We start from the raw sequence: 15,757 nt of genomic DNA on the forward strand, positions 1-15,757 counted from the left end.
ATAAGAAAGAGTATCAAAGTTTTCTTTGATTTATTAGAAGAACCTACAGATTTTTTACAACATGAATTTCATTGATAAATAGTATTCACTTGATCTCCTATGTTAAATTAAACTGGAGTAAACTAATAGAGCTGGAGAAATCAAACATGGAAAAAATGATGATTGTTGAAGATGATATGAAAATTGCTGAATACCTAGGTTCCTATATAAAGAAATACGGCTATGAAGTGGTGATTGCAAAGGATTTTGAGAGGATCATGGATACATTTCGGGATATGCAACCGAAGCTCGTGCTGTTAGACATCAATCTACCTAGTTATGATGGCTATTATTGGTGCAGGCAGATTCGAAAGGAATCGATTTGCCCAGTGATTTTCATTTCGGCAAGAACAGGTGAGATGGATCAAGTCATGGCACTGGAGAATGGGGGGGATGATTTTATCACGAAGCCATTTCATCCCGATATTGTGATGGCGAAAATACGGAGTCAGCTGCGTCGTGCTTACGGGGAGTATGCTGTTCAATTAGAGGAGAGAAAGCTTGTTGAAGAAGGATTGAACTTGTATCCGGAGCGTCTGGAGCTACGATTTGAAAATAGAATGACGCAATTAACGAAGAAAGAATCAGACATCATTGAAAGTCTAATGGAGCGCTATCCTCGTGTGGCAGGTCGGCAGGATTTGCTTGCGAAGCTTTGGGATGATCATGCGTATGTCGATGAAAATACGTTAAATGTAAATATCACACGTGTGCGAAAGAAGTTTCAGGAGATCGGGATTGAAGATGCAGTTGAAACGGTTCGTGGAGCAGGATATCGTCTAAAGATGACCTGGAAAGAGGGGCAGGGATGAAGTTATTTCTACGCGAGCATTTGTTACTGATCGTCATTCAACTGATTCAATGTACCTTAATCCCTGTTCTGTTTTTATTGGATGGGTATCGAGGTACTGGCGTAATCATCTACGCGATTTTTTTATCATTAATACTTTTCTTGGCATTTCTTATTTATCGATACATCAGTAGAAGGAAATTGTATCAAAGGCTACAGACACCAATGGGAACGTTAGATGCATCACTCGAGACTAGTGGACGAACGTCATTATCAGTGGCACTTGATCAATTGCTAATCGCTCAGTATCGTTTGTACCAAGAAGAAATTCAGAAGGCTGAGGAAAGACAGGATGAGCACCTGTTATTTATGGATCGTTGGGTTCACCAGATGAAGACACCCCTTTCTGTGATTGAACTAACGGCACAAACCCTCGATGAGCCCGAATCTTCTAGCATTCGAGAGGAAACAGAGCGTATGAGAAATGGGTTAAATACAGTCCTCTATATGGCAAGGCTCCGTACGATTGAGGAAGATTTTCAGATTAAGCCGGTTGTTCTATCCAATCTCATTCATGAGGTGAATCAGGAGAATAAGCGTTTTTACATTCGAAATGAAGTATATCCACAATTAAAGGAAGAAACCACTGGTATCACCGTTGAAACCGATGAGAAGTGGCTTTTCTTTTTATTAACACAGCTCGTACATAATGCAGTGAAATATTCGAGTGAACTAACAAACCATCTCGTTATATCGATTTATGAAAGAGGAGGGGAAGCGGTTCTTGAAGTGAAGGATTTTGGTATTGGTATCCCGGTAAGTGATCAAAAGCGGGTTTTTAATAAGTTTTATACTGGGGAAAATGGCCGAAAATACCGAGAATCAACGGGAATGGGGCTTTATTTAGTAAAGGAAGTAGCTGAAAGACTTGAGCACCGCATCGAAATAGAATCCTACGTTTCAGAAGGAACGACCGTCCGAATCATTTTTCCTAAAACGCAAAACATTACAGCGATGTAAGGTAAGTGAAAGCATAATCGATAGTTCAGAAGGGAACACTCGAGCTATACTTTTACTAGAAGCGGAGAGGAGAATGATTATGCTTAAAGTTACTAAATTAAGTAAGGTGTACGAGGGGAAGGTCGCGTACCGAGCCCTAACTGATATCAATCTAGAAATTGAAAAAGGTGAGTTTGTTGCGATTATGGGTCCGTCTGGAAGTGGGAAAACGACGTTGCTAAATATTATCTCAACGAACGATGTACCTACAACGGGTGCAATAGAAATCGAAGGACAAAATCCACATCAGCTGAAGAAAAATGCATTAGCTAAATTCCGTAGAAACGAACTAGGATTTATCTTTCAGGATTTCAATCTTTTGCATACATTAACAGTCGAAGAAAATATTGTTTTACCCCTGACACTAGATGGAGCTCGTGTGCAAGAGATGAAGGAAAAGGCTGATCAAATGGCGGAGAGTCTGGGGATCTCGTCGATTATGAAGAAACGAACGTTCGAAATATCTGGTGGGCAGGCACAACGGGTTGCAATTGCAAGGGCGATGATTCATCAGCCGAAACTACTTTTAGCTGATGAGCCAACAGGAAACCTCGATTCGAAAGCGGCAAAGGATGTTATGAACATGCTTGTCTCGATCAATGAAAGGGAGAAAACGAGCTTGTTAATGGTTACACATGATCCACAGGCAGCGAGTTACTCCGATCGTGTGGTCTTTATCCGAGATGGTAAGCTACATTCGGAAATTTACCGTGGTGATAGTAGACAAGCCTTCTTCCAAAAGATTATTGACATGCTTTCGTTGATGGGAGGCGAAGGTAATGACTTTTCGTCAGTTCGCGTTTAACAATGTTCTACGCAACAAGAGACTATATATTGCTTATTTCCTGAGTAGCATGTTCACGGTGATGGTCTTCTTCACCTTTGCGATCTTTGCATTCCATCCAGCATTTTCAGATCCCTCTATTAACGAAAATGTCATGCTGGGAATGGCTGCTGCAGGTGGGATCATTTATGTGTTTTCCTTCTTTTTTGTCCTATATTCGATGAGTGCATTTCTCCAGTCGAGAAAGAAAGAGTTTGGCTTGTTGCTGATGATGGGGGCCTCGGATAAGCAAATTCGTTTGATGGTATTTCTAGAAAACATATTAATTGGCTTTACAGCGACAATCGGAGGTATTCTATCTGGATTGTTATTTGCCAAAGCGATTCTGTTGCTTGCTGAGAATGTACTAATCATTAGTGAATCACTTAATTTTTATTTTCCTACATTTGCAATCGTCGTAACATTAATTAGCTTTGCGATTCTCTTCTTTTTGATATCAGTATTTGTTTCGTTTATTCTACGGACGAACAAATTAGTTGATCTACTTAAAGGAGATAAAGCATCTAAGGGTGAGCCAAAAGCCTCTATTATTTTGTCGATCTTAGCGGCACTTCTACTTATCGGAGGTTATGGTACGGCTCTTTATGTGAAGGGTATTAATGTAGCCTTTGCGATGATTCCGGTTATGATTGTTGTCACATTAGGAACCTATCTTTTATTCACTCAGTTAAGTGTGTATGTCATCCGTCGTATGAAAAGGAACAAATCATTCTTCTGGAAAAAAACGAATATGATTCTGTTTTCTGATCTATCGTTTCGAATGAAGGATAACGCTAGAACGTTTTTTATGGTAGCGATCATCTCAACTGTTGCTTTTAGTGCAATTGGTTCATTATATGGATTTCAGTCCTACTTAACGAAAGGAGTCAAGGAGAATAATCCATATAGTATTACGTATATTCCCTGGCTTAATGATACTCAGGATGTTATCAAACAGGATGTTAAGTTAATTAACGACATCTTACAGAAAGCAAAGATTGATACAAAGTCAGAAGCCTTAGAATTAAACTATTTTGAGATACCAGACTTAGGTGGAAGAGTACTAGTCGTTAAAGCGTCCGACTTTAACCGGTTTGCATCATTGATTCAGGAAGAGGAAATTCATCCGGAGAGAGATGAGGCAATTGTAGTGGAACAGAGTGACGTAATGATAGTAGATGGGCCGAAAGCGAGTGTAGCATTAATGAAAACAATGCTTCAACTAGATGACGGACAAGAGATTCAACCTAGTCGTGTTGTAGAGTCCAACGCATTATCTGAAATAGGCGGCTATTATGTTGTAAATGATCAGATCTATGAGCAGCTCGGAGCACCAGCAAGCAGTGATATGACTGCCGCATGGAAAGTGAAGGCTGGACAACAGGATCAACTCATTGATGTCGGAAGAAATTTTGATGGACGGTTGAAACACAAAGCGTTTTCTGTTGATTATGCAATATATGAAATCAATAAAGCCTATGGACCGATCTTATTTATCGGCTTGTTCATTGGGATTGTTTTCTTTGTTTCTGCGGGAAGTTTTCTCTACTTCCGGGTATTCAGTGACTTGGATGAAGAAAAGCGAAAATTCCGTGCCATTGCCAAAATTGGCTTAACAGAATCCGAGCTTAAGAAAGTCGTTACAAGGCAAATTGCCCTTCTCTTCTTCTCGCCAATTGTTATTGCATTAATTCACGGTTCTGTTGCATTGACCGCTCTATCCCATTTGTTTAATTATAATTTACTCGTGGAATCCTCCCTTGTATTAGGAAGTTTTGCTGCTATTCAAATCATTTACTTCTTTATCGTACGTTTTTCGTATGTGAAGCAATTGAGAAGGTCGGTATTTTAAGGACTAACTCGCAAATGTTGAGAAATCAACGTTTGTGAGTTTTTTAGTTCAGAAACCTTTGAAAACGATCACTAAACAAATATTGGGGAAACTTCAAACTTATTTCACATAATCATGATAAGATAAATAATCAAATGTAAAATAGATACTAGAACACTTAAATAAGGAGAACTCAATGAAACTGAATGTCTTTGCTATATTTGGATTTATTCTTTTAATCCTTTGTGGATGCAATACTGAACGTTTTCCTAGTCCGGATCTTACCGACCCTGTTTTGATGGTGTCCCATGTCAATCAAGAGAAAATGTCCTTCGTTGATATTGTGCAATCGACTGAGGTGATTACTGAAAATAGTCATTATCCAATAACCGAAATGGTTAGCATTGGCAATGGTCAGATTGTTGCTACAAGTCAGCAGGAGGACTCGCTTCTACTCTATGACTTAGAAAAAGGAACGGTCTCAGAGTTCTTAGAAATAAATGAAGGGTTGACTGGACTAACGTATAACGCAGTGACGAATAGAATATTTGTTACAGATAGTATAAATAACAAGGTACATTTAGTAGATATGAATACAAAAGAATTGATTCAAAGCATAGAGGTCAATTCATTCCCAACTGATATGAAGCTTGGCAATGATGAAGTGTATATCCTTGGCGGAGAGACCAATGAGGTGACGGTTACCGACCTTGGCTTACGGAATACGTTACGTTCATTTCCGGTTTTAGAGCGTCCTGCAGGAATGTATTTGGATGGTAACAAATTGTGGGTTGGAGGTCATGGTTCAGTCGGTGAGTTAAATAAGCAGATTTTTGCGTATGATATTCAGACTGGAGAGATTGTTGAAGAAGTTGAAGTAGGACAAATGCCGATTGATTTCTTTGGGGATCAGCATGAGCCTTATTTCTACGTTCTTTGCCACGGCGATAACCAGTTATACAAGGTTAATAAGGAAACTGGTGTCGTTGAAGCTACGTTGAGTGTTGGACAAAATCCGAATTTTGTTACGGGCAATGAGAGTGAGCTGTATGTAACAAATCTTGATGGTGATTCCTTGTCAATCATTAATAGAGAATCCTTTGAACTGAAACAAGAAATCGCCATAACAACTAGTCCTTATTCAATCGTACTGTTGGAGGAATCAAAATGAATAATACTACCATTTTAGTCGTTGATGATGAGGTTGCCTTACTCGATCTGGTAACGTCCTTTTTGAAAAAAGAATATAATGTCATAACAACAACAAGTGGTATGGAAGCCATTCAACTTATTCAAACAAAGGCAGTAGACTTAATTATTTTAGATGTCATGATGGAAAAGATGGATGGGTTTACAGCTTGTGAGAAAATAAGAGAGATTTCTTCTGTACCAGTTCTTATGTTGACTGCGAGAAGTGGGGAAGAAGATAAAATAAGAGGATTGAAGCTAGGGGCTGATGATTATATTGTCAAACCATTCAGTCCAAGAGAACTTGTTGCTAGAGTCGAGGCTGTGTTACGAAGGTCTAGTGGTCAAAAAGCAGCGAGTAACATAATTAAATTTCAGGACCTAGAGTTAGATAAGAGTGGAAGAATGGTCTATGTTAATCATGAGCCGGTTAATGTCACTAAAAAAGAGTATGATCTGCTGCTTTTTTTACTAGAGCATCATGGACAGGTATTCTCACGGGAGCATCTTCATGACCGGATTTGGGGGATGGATGCTCAAATGGGGACATTACGAACAGTTGATACCCACATTAAAACTTTACGCCTAAAGCTGAAATCGGGAGAACGATATATTAAGACCGTTTGGGGAGTAGGCTATAAATTTGAGGGTGGAAAATGAAGAATTGGTCGATTAAGAAAAAGGTTTGGCTAGCTCTTACGGCAATGATTGTAACAATTATCATTGGAGCTTGTTTCCTTATTTTATTTTTATACAATGAGCTCTATGTTGAAAAACAAAAGGAACTATTAGTAATGGAAGGAAAGCAAATTGGCGATTATTTTGATACATATGGTCCGAATGAGGCATTTGTTGAGCGATTACGGTGGACAGAGCAAAATAAAGCGATCAATGTGTTATATTCCGATGATCCGATGCAATTAGGAAGTGGAGTGCCGTTTGGGCCATATTCACAAGGGAATGTGATCACCTTTCAAGAAAGACAGCAGCTATTAGACGGGAAAACGGTCGTGATGATTCGTCCACATCCACATTTTGAACAGGACATACTTGGTGTCGCGATCCCTTTATTTCAAAATGGGAATTTAGCTGGATCTGTTTTGTTATCGATGCCACTTGCAGATGTTTATGAGCCTTTTACAGAAGTAAGGACGATTATTATTGTCACACTAATACTCATTATTATCCTTATTGCATTTATCGGTAACCAAGTGATTAACCATATCGTGCGGCCATTATATGAAATGAAGGTGACCTCAAAGTTAATGGCTGACGGGGATTTTACAAGAAGGATTAATGTGAACAGAGCGGATGAGCTTGGTCAATTAGCCAACTCATTTAACGTACTTTCCACATCGTTGGAAAAGGTAGATGAGAATCGACGAGAGTTTCTAGCGAACGTATCACATGAGCTTAGAACACCTCTGAGTTATATGAAAGGATATGCAGAAGCTATTGAAGAAGGAATGATTGATCAAAAAAGAGGAATTGAGATCATTCAAACAGAGTCAGATCGATTAGAGCGCTTGGTTAACGACTTATTGGATTTGGCACAGCTTGAAGGTGATTCCTACCCATTAAGACTAGAGCCTGTTGCATTTGCTCAACTTGTTAACGATGTTATTCAATCATTGCAAGTGATTGCTGTGAAAAAAAATATAAAGCTACAGTGCAACTTGAATGAGGAGAGTATTGTCTATGGGGATAGTGACCGGTTAGAACAAGTTATCCGAAATCTACTAGATAATGCAATAAGACACACTCCAGAAATGAAGGACATCTGGATAACATTAATGAGTAACAATGGTAGAAGTGAGCTTGTTATTGCAGACGAAGGGGAAGGAATCCCTGAAGAAGAGCTGCTTGCAGTGAAGGAGCGCTTTTATAGGGTCAATAAGGCGAGAACTCGACATAATGGTGGGACTGGACTTGGCCTTTCGATTGTCAGTGAAATAATAAAAAAACACGATGGTACGTTTGAATTGCAGTCAGAGATTGGACAAGGCACTAAAGCAATTATTACTCTAAATGAACTAGCCTGATAAAAAGTGTTTTTTAAGGGAGAATAACCTTTTTAAAACATTTTTTTTGTGGACTACTTTTTTATAAAACTGCTTTTTTTATTGTTAATTAGTCGTTCTAGCTTATTGATAGGAGAGTTATTTATAGTGAAAAGTTTCTGACTTTTATCCGATATATATGAGGGAGTCGTTAAGCGTTTATTGAAAGAACGAGAGTCCACGTTATGGAAGGGAATTATTGGAATACATCACAAGGGGGGGAACCACAAATGTTTACTAAAACACTAAACAGAAAAATTTTATTAATAATGTTTATAACAGCTATCATCCCGATTATCGCTATTTCACTCGCTAATCATATCAATACTAGTCAAGCTTATTCTGAACTAATCAATGATCAGCAACTGACTATACAGAACTCGGTAACAAGCCAGCTAACAATTGCCTCAGAGGATTTATTGGAAATCTCTGAAAGCTACGCATCTAATGAACAACTTATCAGTGCATTAAACTCCGATGATCGTGAGCAGATGGCCTCTGTTCTAGACGGAATATTTCAAAGACTAAAGGAAGAACATAACTTAGAGGTTTTTGAAATTGGAGATGAGCAGGGAATTGTTTTTTATCGGGCACATAATCCGGAAAAGTTTGGGGATGACAAGAGCGGAGATCAAGCTATTAACTCAGCTTTAAGTGGAGAAAGTCAAGCAGGGTTTGCTTTTGGTAGTTCTGGTTTAAATATTCGAGCCTTTATTCCAATTCAATCAGGTGGTCAAACGATTGGAACATTACAAACAGGTCTTAATGATGTGTTTTTACAAAATATAATACAAAGTTTATCAGGGGTCTCAATTAGTCTGTATAACGACCAAGGTGAATCGTTAGCCTCAACTAATGAAAATATAGAGCAAATAACTATCAATAATGATCTAAAAAAAGTTCTAACAGGTGAAACCATTACAAGTGAGGACAGTAATTACATAGTTACGTATCTTCCAATGTTTGAACCGACACAAACCGAAACAATCGGTTTTGTTCAGATTAAACAAGATATTTCAGATGTTAGTCGAGTTATAGCACAAAATGAAGTAATAGGTATGGTAATTGTGCTGATTACTTTAGTATTTGTTATTGTCGTTTCTGTTTTATTCAGCAGAGGGATCTCTGTTCCGTTAAAACAGGTTGCAACTAACATGAATGAAATCTCTAATGGTAACCTACTAGTTAAAGACATCAAATACAGAGGGAAAGATGAATTAAAGCAGCTATCAGATTCAGTTAATTCAATGAAAAATAACTTAAAAGAAATTATTACAAATGTATCAAAGGCATCAAAGAATGTTTCAAATAAAAGTGAAAAATTAACACAATCTGCTAAAGAAGTGAGAGATGGTAGTGAGCAAATAGCTTCTACAATGCAAGAGCTGTCTTCGGGTACCGAAAATCAAGCTACAAACTCTACTAGCTTGTTTGAGGTGATGGAAGACTTTGAAGCGAAAATACAGCATGCCAATAACAATGGAAACGATATGGCTAATATGTCTACAGATGTATTAGAAATGACTCAAAAGGGCAGTCAATTAATGCATCAATCAGTGTCACAAATGAAAACGATTGATGATGTTGTACAGACATCTATTTCAAAGGTTGAAGGATTGCAAGAGCAATCTAAAAAGATTTCTACTCTAGTTAAAGTGATCAATGACATAGCAGAGCAAACCAATTTATTAGCTCTAAATGCAGCAATCGAAGCTGCACGTGCTGGCGAACATGGAAAAGGATTTGCGGTTGTTGCTGATGAAGTTCGTAAATTAGCTGGACAAGCATCTGAATCTGCTCAAGATATTACAAGCATTGTTTCAAGTATTCAGTCGGAGACAGGTAATGTTGTTCATTCTTTGAACGTAGGTTACGAAGAGGTTAATAAAGGTAGAAACGAAATAGAATTAACGGGCCAATCATTTGAAGCGATTAACGAGTCTGTAACTGAAATGGCAACTAAGATTCAAGAAATATCAGCCAGTCTGAGGGAGATTGCAAATAATAGTCACGCTATGAAATCCTCAATTGAAGAAATCGCGTCAGTTTCAGAAGAATCAGCAGCTGGAGTTGAACAGGTAGCAGCTTCAGCCCAACAATCTACGAGTTCAATGGAAGAGATAACTCGCAACGCTATGGAACTAGATGAATTAGCTGTAGATTTAAACAATCATGTCAAAAGGTTTAAACTATAACCATTATAAGCAGCCCTTCCATGTCTAATGATTTCTACTTTCGTAGGACATTACAGTAATAACCACCACCTTTTTCCTGAATTTAGAATGCTTCTTTTCTCTATGGGGGAATCTAAAAACATATGGTTTTTAGAAGAGGTGATGGACTAGTGAAGAACAGAACGCATTATTTTGGTTTATCTATTTTGTCAGTATTAATACTGGCGATTGCTAGCATGAAAGTTCAGAAGCAGCAGCGGCGATTTATACTGCCGCTATTTCTGGCATATACAGGGATGAATTACATTTTTGAATACTTCATTTTAATTATTGGTAATTCATATCGGTATTACCCGAAGCTGTTGAGAAATTCGTATTTTGACAATGTGTTTGGCTCCACTATTTCGCAGTTATTTGTTATCCCTACTTCTGGTGTTGTCATTGCTCTATTTCGATTATCCTATAAATGGATCTTATGCTGTGCGGCTGTTTTATTAGTTATTGAACAATTGTTTATTAAGAGAGGATTGTTTAAGCACCATTGGTGGAAAGGGTATTATACACCGGTTTTAGTCCAGTTTTTTTATGGTTTTGCAAAGCTTTGGCGTTATTTACTTGTGGATAAGAAGACAAAGGTGGTTAGGTTAATAACAGTTGGATTAGCAATATTTTCTTATTACGCGACTATAACCTCCTTGCATGTTTCGTTACTGAAAACATGTTTGGTGAATACTCAATTGTTTCAAAATCGGTATAGGGACCATTTTATTATGGCAACAATCTATTGTGGGATAAGTGCGTTTATATTTTTTATGCTAATAAGGTTGAAAAGTCGAGTTGTGACAGTTTGTACGGTATTGACTTTGCAAGGTTTCGAACAGTTCCTTATTAAAAAGAACCTTCTGATAGTTTCTAATCAATTACTGTTTGTAATAGTATCTCTTTCTACAAAGGTTTCGAGTCTTTGGGTTGGAATATATATAAGTCAACTGCTTACAAACGGACAAAGTAAAAAAAATTTGAAAGTCAATATTGAAAATTGATGCTCTTTATAATAACTCATGAAAGGACTTGTTATAGTCCTTTTTTTGTTGAAGAAATTAAGTAAATGTATTGAGAATTGAAGATTATTACCTATTAATTAAATAGAATAAATTACTATAAATATAATGTACTAACAAACAAATTTACGCTATACTAAAATGGTAAAAAAATACAAATATCCCAAATTAGGTGGTGGCGTAAAATGGTTGAAGTAACCGAAAAATTAGTTGAACGAATTGATGCAGTATTCCTCCCTGTTAGTAATCTCGAAGAATCGTTGAAATGGTACCAGGACTTATTTGGTTTTAAATTAAGATGGAAAAATGAACGAATGGCTGGTCTCGCCATTGCGTCGAATTGTGGGTTTCACTTGGTACAAGTTGAAGAACATACTCCAAATAGAAACTATGTCCCCTTCAATTTTGCCACTAAAGACATTCAATTATTACATCAAACCTTGAAGGATAAAGGCGTGAAAGTAACAACCGTTGAGAATGACGTTGATTTTAAAGAAATGAGATTGTTTGATTTTTGGGATTTGGATGGAAATATTCTTAATGTTATAGCAATCTAATAGATTTATTATTTGAAAGAATGGATGCGGTTGCTCAAAATTGGGTGATCGCTTTTTGTTAAGCTATGAAAAAACATCTACCATTTATTGGGCGGAGATTATGATAATATGTAGATAAGTATACTGGTTGAAAAACGTTCAAGAAAGTAGGAATTAAATGATATACGAAGTGAACGCAGATGTAAGAAAGAAGCTAGTACCAATGTTCGAAAAAATTGACAGCACAATGACTCTCTCGTATTTGCAAGGACATATGGGAACGGCTTGGGTGGACAACTTGGAAAATCCAACTGTCGCTCAAATAACGGTTGGGATTTTTGTTTTCTTTGCAGGGGATCCAAAAACAAACGAAGCTAAAGAATTACTTTATAATCTTCCTGATTTTGCCCTGGTAATTGTTGATTCTGATGACTGGAAGGAGCTTATAGAGACTGTTCATGATGGGGTATGTGAGAAATTTCAACGATTTCGCTTTCATAAAAAACCAGATCATTTAGATCGAGACCATATTCAGCAACTACTCACTGCATTACCGGAGGGGTATGAACTGAAGAGAGTTGATAAACATATTGTAGAGGCAGCAACATTCCATGATCTATCAGAAGACTTTATTAGTCAATTTGATTCGGTTGAAGACTTTTTAGATAGAGGGGCGGGTTATGCTATTTTAAAGGAAGGGCAGGTTATTTCAGCGGCAACATCATTTAGTATTTATGATGATGGACTCGAGATTGAGATTGCAAGTCATCCTAATTATAGAAGACAAGGTCTAGCAACAATTGTTGCCTCAACCCTAATACTAGATTGCCTAGAACGAGGAAAATACCCTAGTTGGGACGCTGCTAATCCTGAATCGGTTGAACTAGCTAAAAAGCTCGGGTACATTTTTAAGGAATCATATGATACTTATTTTATTGAATAGACATGTGCGATGCTAAACAAGGGCAATCGCTTCTTTTACGAAGAAAAGATAAAGAAGTTGAAAGGTAAAAGAGTTAACAAGTTACATACTAAGAGATGTAGCTGAAAGGAAAGGAATCCCGTTTAACGTCCAAATTTGGCAAGCTTCTAACAGGGCTTATTCCATAAGAAGGATGCTTGGATTGATATGAAACCAATACCAATTACCTGACGTAACATAGATATATCTTATATAAGGTGGGCGAAAAAGTGACAATCAATCATGAAAAGAGCTGTGTGAAATGTGGAAGCGATATGATAGAGTGTTATGTCGATCAAGGTTTAAAAGGCTTGTTAGTGAAAAACCCCAGTGGAGAACAGCTGTTTAAGAATAAGAAGAATACCCGTATGAATCCTTTCGTCTGTATTAAGTGTGGCTATGCAGAGTGGTACGCTGATACCCCAGAGGATTTGATATAAAAATAACCGATAATTAAAGTTGAAGGTTAACTGTGGAGGATTCTCCTTATAGGCCTTAAATATTTCTAGCGAATGCGTTCCTCTAAAGAAGGTACGCATTCGCTATATCAAGAGAAAGGATGAATGGTAAAATCAGATTGGAGAACGGAAAGGAGCTGTAACTATGAGAACAGAAAAAGAAAAAATGTTGGCTGGTGAAATGTACAATCCTGCAGACCCATTATTAGTATGGGAACGTCAGGAAGCGAGACGGAAAGTAAGGGTATATAACCAAACATTAGAAACTGAAGAAGAAACAAGGACAAAATTATTAAAGGATTTACTTGGTTCTACCGGAGAAAAGGTGTATATGGAGCCCAATATACGTTTTGACTATGGCTATAACACCTATGTGGGAGAAAACTTTTTTGCGAACTTCGACTGTATAATTTTAGATGTTTGTGAGGTAAAGTTTGGTGATAATTGTATGCTCGCCCCTGGCGTTCAAATCTATACAGCCACACATCCCATTCATCCGACTGAACGTAATTCGGGGAAAGAATACGCAAGACCAATTACTTTTGGTGACAATGTCTGGATTGGTGGTGGTGCAATCGTCAATCCAGGTGTGAGAGTAGGAAACAATGTTGTCATTGCATCAGGTGCAGTGGTAACTAAAGATGTACCAGACAATGTTGTTGTTGGTGGTAATCCAGCTAAAGTAATTAAACCAATTGATGTGTAGGCTAGCTTCCTATTCCGCAATGACTAGAAATATAACCTCTAATAATTAAATGGCAACCAGCATATCAAGGGGGATAAGATGCTAGCCTATATGATTTTATATTTATCTGTTTGTGCTGTTCAATTTCTTTTAAAGAAATTTGTTAGAAAAAAATATAATATCGAACCCGATCCTGAAGGGTATAGAACATACGTGAACAACGAACATAAAAAAGGTCTCTACATACTAGGTTCGTTAACTATCGTTTTTCTTGTCCTTGCCTATATTATCCAACACCCAGTATTGTTAGGTGCTTTCGTGATTAGTGCGATTGCACTGGGTGGTTTCGGTGCTTTTATGGAATTTAGATACGAGCGTGAGAGAAAAGGATTCATCATTTCCATAATTGAGACTGTATCTATTAGTATATTGGTAATCGGGGGAGTTCTTTTAATTATGAATGATCTATTGTAAAAGCAGTTAGTAGGAGGTGTTATATTGGGAGAAAGTATAGTAGTTTTATTATATTTAATACCTATTATTTTAGTTGCTCTGGTCATTCGATGGATTAGGATCATCATGTTAAATTCAGAGGAACAGGTTAAACAAAATCAAGAAATAATAACGCTTCTTAGAGAACTGAAGGAGAAGTAAGACATCTTCCTCCAATGTTTCTGGTGGTTATAGAGTTGAAATAGATTTACATTGTCTTAGTTTTTATATTATTAGAAAACATTAACTGTTTAGCAGGAAGTGTAATTATGATTAATAGATTAAAGTCAGATTGTAGTCATTGTTTTGGTTTATGTTGTGTAGCATTGCCTTATGGAAAATCAGCTGATTTTCCTTTCAATAAAGATGGTGGAGTGCCTTGCCGAAATTTATGTTCAAATAACCTTTGTTCTCTACATGATCAATTGCGAGAGAAGGGATTTCGTGGTTGTGTATCCTATGAATGCTTCGGTGCGGGTCAGCATGTCTCACAATTTATTTATCATGGGCAAGACTGGCGTGAAGACATTAAGCAAGCCGAAGAGATGTTTGCTGTATTTCCACTTGTTCAACAACTGCACGAAATGCTTTGGTATCTTCAACAAACACTCACTTTAAGAGAAGTAGAATCATTACATAATAGCCTGAAAAAAATGTACGAAGAAACAGTTGAACTAACAGAAAAAAGGCCAGAAGACATTTTTAAAATAGATATTGTAGCACATAGAAGTAAGGTCAATTCTCTATTAGTAGAGTCAAGTAAAATCTATAGAGCAAACAGCAGCAAAAAAAGTCAACAGAACAGATTAAAGAATAAATCAGATTACTTAGGAGCTAACTTAAAAGGATTGAACCTTCAGGGTGAAGATTTTCGTGGCAAACTCATGATCGCATCAAATTTAAGCAAGAGTGACTTGAAGAGAGCGGACTTCATCGGTGCTGACCTTAGAGACGCTAATTTAAATGGTGCCGACTTAACCGAGGTTCTCTTTCTTACCCAGTCGCAGATCAACTCAGCCCTTGGTGATAATCATACTAAAATACCTAGTTATTTAGAAAGGCCAAGTCATTGGGGAAAGAAAAATATTTCTTAGCTTGTTGTAATGAGTGAAGAAGATCATCATTAGAATATCTGTTAGGTAGTTTTAATTATCTAGTTTATGAAGGGAGTGAATTTATACTCCAGGAAGAGGCGGTTTAATGATAATAAGCATAGCAAGCTTAACGGATGTACAAGGTATTGCAAAAGTACATGTCGATCCAATTTCAGGTGCTGAGTCGAGTCTTCTTATCTACGAATAGCAGGATCTAAAAGAGGTATTTTCTAAGCTGTAAATTGAATTATTTTTTTAGTCAGACTCATTAGTAGTAGAACTTTTTTCATACATGGAAATGGTGTGCTTAAATGAAAGGAGTCGAAGTACATTATCATAATTTTAGATGGTTTGATTTTATTATCGAATTACGTATCTTTGTTGGTACACTACTGTTGGTCTTCGTTAGTTATAAGTTTGTAAGAAGGTTAAAGCGAAAGTAATTGTACTAAGAAAATGATAAACAAAATAATACTAAGGGTGAGTTAGATTAGACAAGAGAGAGA

Annotated in this window: 16 protein-coding genes; all 16 read left to right on the forward strand. The window is 37.1% G+C overall.

Annotated elements, in window-relative coordinates; translation table 11 throughout:
- Window positions 1-146: 146 nt before the first annotated feature.
- Window positions 147-851 (forward strand): response regulator transcription factor, encoded by a 705-nt coding sequence (locus J7W16_RS10950; RefSeq protein ID WP_210597351.1) that lies wholly within the window; start codon window positions 147-149, stop codon window positions 849-851.
- Entirely contained in the window at window positions 848-1,849 is a 1,002-nt protein-coding gene (locus J7W16_RS10955) for a sensor histidine kinase (RefSeq protein ID WP_210597352.1), read from the forward strand. Before J7W16_RS10950 ends, J7W16_RS10955 begins: the two co-directional genes overlap by 4 nt.
- Window positions 1,850-1,928: 79 nt before the next feature.
- Entirely contained in the window at window positions 1,929-2,693 is a 765-nt protein-coding gene (locus J7W16_RS10960; RefSeq protein WP_283246040.1) for an ABC transporter ATP-binding protein, read from the forward strand.
- Entirely contained in the window at window positions 2,668-4,563 is a 1,896-nt protein-coding gene (locus tag J7W16_RS10965) for an ABC transporter permease (protein ID WP_210597354.1), read from the forward strand. The genes J7W16_RS10960 and J7W16_RS10965 overlap by 26 nt, the downstream gene beginning before the upstream one ends.
- Before the next feature lie 175 nt (window positions 4,564-4,738).
- A complete protein-coding gene (locus tag J7W16_RS10970) occupies window positions 4,739-5,713 on the forward strand; it encodes a YncE family protein (protein WP_210597355.1) in 975 nt (324 codons plus the stop codon).
- Window positions 5,710-6,390: a response regulator transcription factor gene (locus J7W16_RS10975; protein WP_210597356.1), complete on the forward strand. Its 681-nt coding sequence runs from the start codon at window positions 5,710-5,712 to the stop codon at window positions 6,388-6,390. The genes J7W16_RS10970 and J7W16_RS10975 overlap by 4 nt, the downstream gene beginning before the upstream one ends.
- Complete coding sequence (locus tag J7W16_RS10980; RefSeq protein WP_210597357.1) at window positions 6,387-7,772, forward strand: HAMP domain-containing sensor histidine kinase; 1,386 nt, start codon at window positions 6,387-6,389, stop codon at window positions 7,770-7,772. Before J7W16_RS10975 ends, J7W16_RS10980 begins: the two co-directional genes overlap by 4 nt.
- A gap of 248 nt (window positions 7,773-8,020) precedes the next feature.
- Window positions 8,021-9,985 carry a methyl-accepting chemotaxis protein gene (locus J7W16_RS10985; protein WP_210597358.1) on the forward strand — a complete coding sequence of 655 codons (1,965 nt, stop codon included), beginning with the start codon at window positions 8,021-8,023 and terminating at the stop codon, window positions 9,983-9,985.
- Window positions 9,986-10,134: 149 nt separating this feature from the next.
- Window positions 10,135-11,007 (forward strand): hypothetical protein, encoded by an 873-nt coding sequence (locus tag J7W16_RS10990; RefSeq protein WP_210597359.1) that lies wholly within the window; start codon window positions 10,135-10,137, stop codon window positions 11,005-11,007.
- 203 nt (window positions 11,008-11,210) lie between these two features.
- Window positions 11,211-11,582, forward strand: coding sequence for a VOC family protein (locus tag J7W16_RS10995; RefSeq protein WP_210597360.1), 372 nt, complete (start codon window positions 11,211-11,213; stop codon window positions 11,580-11,582).
- Between the two features lie 157 nt (window positions 11,583-11,739).
- Window positions 11,740-12,504, forward strand: a complete 765-nt coding sequence (locus J7W16_RS11000; protein ID WP_210597361.1) for a GNAT family N-acetyltransferase — start codon at window positions 11,740-11,742, stop codon at window positions 12,502-12,504.
- A 248-nt stretch (window positions 12,505-12,752) separates the two neighbouring features.
- Entirely contained in the window at window positions 12,753-12,962 is a 210-nt protein-coding gene (locus J7W16_RS11005) for a hypothetical protein (protein ID WP_210597362.1), read from the forward strand.
- 163 nt (window positions 12,963-13,125) lie between these two features.
- Window positions 13,126-13,686 (forward strand): sugar O-acetyltransferase, encoded by a 561-nt coding sequence (locus J7W16_RS11010; RefSeq protein WP_210597363.1) that lies wholly within the window; start codon window positions 13,126-13,128, stop codon window positions 13,684-13,686.
- 78 nt (window positions 13,687-13,764) lie between these two features.
- Window positions 13,765-14,139, forward strand: coding sequence for a DUF4181 domain-containing protein (locus tag J7W16_RS11015; protein WP_210597364.1), 375 nt, complete (start codon window positions 13,765-13,767; stop codon window positions 14,137-14,139).
- Window positions 14,140-14,163: 24 nt separating this feature from the next.
- Window positions 14,164-14,319: a hypothetical protein gene (locus J7W16_RS11020; RefSeq protein WP_210597365.1), complete on the forward strand. Its 156-nt coding sequence runs from the start codon at window positions 14,164-14,166 to the stop codon at window positions 14,317-14,319.
- A gap of 107 nt (window positions 14,320-14,426) precedes the next feature.
- Complete coding sequence (locus tag J7W16_RS11025) at window positions 14,427-15,251, forward strand: pentapeptide repeat-containing protein (RefSeq protein ID WP_210597366.1); 825 nt, start codon at window positions 14,427-14,429, stop codon at window positions 15,249-15,251.
- The last annotated feature ends 506 nt before the right edge of the window (window positions 15,252-15,757 follow it).

The sequence above is a fragment of the Halalkalibacter suaedae genome (assembly GCF_017939705.1).
In the GTDB taxonomy this organism is placed as follows: Bacteria; Bacillota; Bacilli; order Bacillales; family Bacillaceae_D; genus Halalkalibacter; species Halalkalibacter suaedae.

Excerpts from the sequence above, each read along its gene's own strand:
- J7W16_RS10950 (WP_210597351.1), top strand. The coding sequence starts at position 147 with ATGGAAAAAATGATGATTGTTGAAGATGATATGAAAATTGCTGAATAC.
- J7W16_RS10955 (WP_210597352.1), top strand. The coding sequence starts at position 848 with ATGAAGTTATTTCTACGCGAGCATTTGTTACTGATCGTCATTCAACTG.
- J7W16_RS10960 (WP_283246040.1), top strand. The coding sequence starts at position 1,929 with ATGCTTAAAGTTACTAAATTAAGTAAGGTGTACGAGGGGAAGGTCGCG.
- J7W16_RS10965 (WP_210597354.1), top strand. The coding sequence starts at position 2,668 with ATGACTTTTCGTCAGTTCGCGTTTAACAATGTTCTACGCAACAAGAGA.
- J7W16_RS10970 (WP_210597355.1), top strand. The coding sequence starts at position 4,739 with ATGAAACTGAATGTCTTTGCTATATTTGGATTTATTCTTTTAATCCTT.
- J7W16_RS10975 (WP_210597356.1), top strand. The coding sequence starts at position 5,710 with ATGAATAATACTACCATTTTAGTCGTTGATGATGAGGTTGCCTTACTC.
- J7W16_RS10980 (WP_210597357.1), top strand. The coding sequence starts at position 6,387 with ATGAAGAATTGGTCGATTAAGAAAAAGGTTTGGCTAGCTCTTACGGCA.
- J7W16_RS10985 (WP_210597358.1), top strand. The coding sequence starts at position 8,021 with ATGTTTACTAAAACACTAAACAGAAAAATTTTATTAATAATGTTTATA.
- J7W16_RS10995 (WP_210597360.1), top strand. The coding sequence starts at position 11,211 with ATGGTTGAAGTAACCGAAAAATTAGTTGAACGAATTGATGCAGTATTC.
- J7W16_RS11000 (WP_210597361.1), top strand. The coding sequence starts at position 11,740 with ATGATATACGAAGTGAACGCAGATGTAAGAAAGAAGCTAGTACCAATG.
- J7W16_RS11010 (WP_210597363.1), top strand. The coding sequence starts at position 13,126 with ATGAGAACAGAAAAAGAAAAAATGTTGGCTGGTGAAATGTACAATCCT.
- J7W16_RS11015 (WP_210597364.1), top strand. The coding sequence starts at position 13,765 with ATGCTAGCCTATATGATTTTATATTTATCTGTTTGTGCTGTTCAATTT.
- J7W16_RS11025 (WP_210597366.1), top strand. The coding sequence starts at position 14,427 with ATGATTAATAGATTAAAGTCAGATTGTAGTCATTGTTTTGGTTTATGT.